Annotated in this window: 1 protein-coding gene; it reads right to left on the reverse strand. The window is 25.8% G+C overall.

What is annotated here, in order from left to right:
• Positions 1-183 precede the first annotated feature (183 nt).
• Positions 184-3800 (reverse strand): carbohydrate-binding protein (locus GBZ86_RS17345; protein WP_479690752.1); only part of this gene is annotated, 3617 nt, incomplete at its 5' end.

The raw sequence follows: 3800 nt of genomic DNA on the forward strand, positions 1-3800 counted from the left end.
TAAAGAATTAATTTATGGCAAGTTGCTTAAAACAATACAACTTGATAAAAATATAACTACGCTTGAAGATGTTATTAATCATCTTAATAACGATTCTTTAGCTAGTTAAATTTATTGTAAAGTGGTGATTATTAAATAAGTCACTGATAAACTTTAATTTATCAATGACTTATTTTTATAATTTTAACGAGGTAAAACCTTAATAATTCCTAAATCAGGACCTAAAATTAAATTAGCTTTACTTTCATCAAATGGTATAGGAGCATAAAATTTAATTTTATTATTACCTTTTGTTAAGAAAACTGTAAACTCTAAATATTTTGCTTCAAATTCAGTTTGTTCCACAATATATACTTTTTCTGAAGATGTATTATTAATATCAAACTCTAAAACATTAGACTTAGTCGGCGCAATATATTCTATTAATAAAACATGTAATCCAGAATAATAAGCTTTTACATTTATAGTACATGAACCTTTTTCTTTTCCACCTATATTAGTTACAAAACCTGTAGCAGTATCTATAGTTGCACCCTTTTCAAGAATACCATCTGCACAATTATACTCCCCATCCATTAAAACTTTTGATGAAACTATAGCTTTAGAAAGTGTTAAATTTCCTAATAGAAGTCCATTATTTTTAATATCTCCATAAAGTCTTATATTATTATTTCCAGCATTTAAATTTAAATCAATAGAAAATATTTCAGCTGAATTTCCACTTAAAGTAATTGGCAAATTATAGATTTTCCTTGTAGATTTTTCATTAACCTCTATTAGTAAATTATTACTTTGATTATTACTTATATATTGAAGTTTTAAAGTATAAATACTATTAGAAAGTACATTTACAGTTATAGTAACTTCTCCTTCTCCAACTCCTCCTATATTAGTTACCATATTACTTATATTATCAATAGCAGCTGTCCCTTTTAAAGTACCTTCAGAAATTTTATATATTTTATCAGGTGTATCTAATGGTTCACTGATAGTAATTTCTCCAATTTCAGGTCCTTCAGTAATACTAAAATCTTTATAAAATTTTATAATATTTTTTCCTTTTTTTAAATTAACAGGAATAGTAAATGTCTTAGCATAATTTTCATCTAAATACTTTCCTGTTGAAGGAAGCCTATATTTTATTGCATTGCTATAATCTTTATTAATAGCAACTTTTATTGATCTTGCCATACCTTGACTTATATATCTAAAAGCTACATTATATAAACCACCTTTTTCCATATTAGGCATTATTGTTATAGCACCTTTTCTTATTCCTCCTATTCCATTAACAAATCCCTCTATTATACTTAAGGAAGCTCCTTTACTTAAATTACTTATCCCAATTGGAAAAGTTTTTATTATTTCATTAGTGGAAATTACAAAAGTTCCAAGTTTAGGAGTTGCATAAGATATTTCATCATTATAAAATTTAATATCATTTTTTCCAGCCTTTAATTTAATTATTTTTGTAATAGTTTTTGCATCAATTATATTTTCACTTTTTGTCTTTGTTAATTTAAAAAATCTTAACTCTTTAATGCTAAATTCTAAGTTTGTTGATAATCTAGCATTTAAAGGTTCATTATTTACATCTATTCTTATATAACTATTATCAATTATAGATATATATTTCATTGTTAAATAGTAATTTCCATCCATTTCAGCATAAACTTCTACAGTAGCTATACCATTATTATCTCCACCTAAGTTAGATACAAATCCTGTATTAGAATTTACTGTTGCTCCATTTTCTAATTCGGCATTTATAAAATTATAAGTTGAAATTTCAGGAGATTTATTAATTAATATCTTACCTAAGGCTATTGAAAAACTATTTTTATCTCCATGAAATTTAATAATATTTTCTCCTTCTTTTAATAAAACTGGTACTATTAATGTTTCTGAATCAGTTTCCTTTAATGTTTTGGTTTTAGTTAAAATATAGATTTCTCCAGTATCAATACCATTAATTTCTATAAGTAAATTTTTATTATCTTCAACTACTAAATATTCAATAGCTAAATCATATAACCCCTCATATTTTCCATTATATTTTACAGTTACAGAACCATCTTGTGTAACTCCCCCTAAATTATCTACAAAATTTTTAGAAAATTTTGTTACTTTAGCACCATTTGCTAAAACTCCATCCTTAGCATAAAAAGTTCCATAAGGTATCGTACTAGTTAAAATTTCTGATTTAGCAATACTAAAACTTTTTAATTTTGGCGCTGCAATTATAGGATCTGCAAAAAACTTAAGAGAGTTATCACCACTATTCAGCTTTATACCCTTTATTGTAAATATTTCAAATTTAGAATTGCCTTCCTTCCCAGTTATAGGTAAATAATGTTTTGTATTACTATTTTCTTTATTTACATTTAAATATAAAATACTTTCCCAATAAGGTGATATATATTCTATATTTAAATCATAAAGGTCTTCTGAATTAACTTTAACATTTGCTGTAATAGTTCCTTTATTTCCCCCTCCTTGCCATGTAACTAAATTAGTTATAGTACTTGTTTTTATACCATTCTCTAAAATAGCATCAGAAAAGTTATAAATTTCATTTTCTTCAAATAAATCAAGTGGTTTTATATCTATAGCATGTATATCTGGTACTAAAATTTTTCTAATTCCATAAAACTTAATAGAGTTATCTCCTTCCTCTAACATAATTGCTGTACTATATGCAACAGTAGTTGTTTTTGTAGAAGGGATATTATATACACTTCCTGTGCTAATATCATTGATATCTATTAAAAGAGTTCCTCCATTAGCAGCAAAAATTATATCAACACTGTATTTTCCATAATAAGATGCAAAATAATTTATTTGAAAATAATTATCAAAAAATCCACCTATTGAATTTATAACTCCAGAAGGAAGTAATTTAGTATCTCCTGAAAATATTCCTCCAGACAATCTAGAATTTATAGGATAATTTAAATTTAGCTCAAAATCTCCAAAGTCTGGTGCTAATTCAGTACCATTTCCATAAAACTTCAATGTATTTTTTCCATTTTTAAGATTTATTAATATAGGAAGTGAATCATTAAAGTCCCCTATGGTTTTATAAGTTTTGCCAGTATTTTTTTCATTAATATCAATTTTAAAATTTTTATAGTTATTTCTATAGGCTATTCTTAATACATATTCTCCCTCAATTTTTACTAATACCTCCATAGTAAAGAAGCCATTACCTTTTCCACCAATACCAGTTATTAAATTTTGTTTTTTATCTAAAATAGCTGTTCCTCCAGTGGTTGCATTAGCTATAAAATAAATATCATTAACTATGGTAGAAGTAGTTGGCTTTGGAGTAATTGCACTATTTGTTGCAGTTAACGTGAAAGTAGATAAGTTAGGACCAAAATCTTTTCCATTACCATAAAATCTAAGAGTATTATTTCCTGTATTTAAAGTTAAAGGAATAGTAAAAGTTTTAATATCCTTCATAGTTAAACTTTTAGTTGGTGGCAATGTGTATATAGTTTTATTGATCATACCATTAATATCTATTTTTAATGGTAAAGTGTTATCAGTTCCTAAATATTGAATTGATAAATTATACTCTCCTTCATTAGATACATTTACAGTAATAGTTGAAGATCCATCTTTCTTTCCACCTAAAGCTCTTACAAATCTATTAGTAGTATCTGCCCTTGCACCATTTTCAAGAATACCTTCAACTAGATTTGAAGTTACTGGTGGTAAACTTAATGTAAACTCTCCAAAATAAGGAGCATTATTTTCCCCATCACCATGAAATTGAATAGTATTGCTATTAGCAT

Source organism: Clostridium tarantellae (assembly GCF_009295725.1).
Taxonomy (GTDB): domain Bacteria; phylum Bacillota; class Clostridia; order Clostridiales; family Clostridiaceae; genus Sarcina; species Sarcina tarantellae.